The organism is Massilia aurea, from assembly GCF_040790145.1.
GTDB lineage: Bacteria > Pseudomonadota > Gammaproteobacteria > Burkholderiales > Burkholderiaceae_D > Telluria > Telluria aurea_C.
The window spans coordinates 1-1065 of record NZ_JBFMMP010000042.1 but is presented as its reverse complement, the minus strand read 5'-3'; the positions used below and the strand labels follow the sequence as shown (position 1 = coordinate 1065).

At 52.7% G+C, this 1065-nt stretch carries 1 rRNA gene; it reads left to right on the top strand.

From position 1 onward, the window contains the following. Positions 1–68 precede the first annotated feature (68 nt). Positions 69–1065 (top strand): 16S ribosomal RNA (locus AB2N08_RS22890); the annotation flags it as partial.

Sequence of the window (1065 nt, the reverse complement as noted above, 5' to 3'; positions counted from 1 at the left end):
ACGGTCAGTATTTTGAGTGAGCGACCCGCTAGCAATAGCGGTGGCAGAAATGCCAACAAACAGAGATTGAACTGAAGAGTTTGATCCTGGCTCAGATTGAACGCTGGCGGCATGCTTTACACATGCAAGTCGAACGGCAGCGCGGGGCAACCTGGCGGCGAGTGGCGAACGGGTGAGTAATATATCGGAACGTACCCAAGAGTGGGGGATAACGTAGCGAAAGTTACGCTAATACCGCATACGATCCAAGGATGAAAGCAGGGGATCTTCGGACCTTGTGCTCCTGGAGCGGCCGATATCTGATTAGCTAGTTGGTGAGGTAAAGGCTCACCAAGGCCACGATCAGTAGCTGGTCTGAGAGGACGACCAGCCACACTGGAACTGAGACACGGTCCAGACTCCTACGGGAGGCAGCAGTGGGGAATTTTGGACAATGGGCGAAAGCCTGATCCAGCAATGCCGCGTGAGTGAAGAAGGCCTTCGGGTTGTAAAGCTCTTTTGTCAGGGAAGAAACGGTGAGGGCTAATATCCCTTGCTAATGACGGTACCTGAAGAATAAGCACCGGCTAACTACGTGCCAGCAGCCGCGGTAATACGTAGGGTGCAAGCGTTAATCGGAATTACTGGGCGTAAAGCGTGCGCAGGCGGTTTTGTAAGTCTGTCGTGAAATCCCCGGGCTCAACCTGGGAATTGCGATGGAGACTGCAAGGCTAGAATCTGGCAGAGGGGGGTAGAATTCCACGTGTAGCAGTGAAATGCGTAGAGATGTGGAGGAACACCGATGGCGAAGGCAGCCCCCTGGGTCAAGATTGACGCTCATGCACGAAAGCGTGGGGAGCAAACAGGATTAGATACCCTGGTAGTCCACGCCCTAAACGATGTCTACTAGTTGTCGGGTTTTAATTAACTTGGTAACGCAGCTAACGCGTGAAGTAGACCGCCTGGGGAGTACGGTCGCAAGATTAAAACTCAAAGGAATTGACGGGGACCCGCACAAGCGGTGGATGATGTGGATTAATTCGATGCAACGCGAAAAACCTTACCTACCCTTGACATGTACGGAAG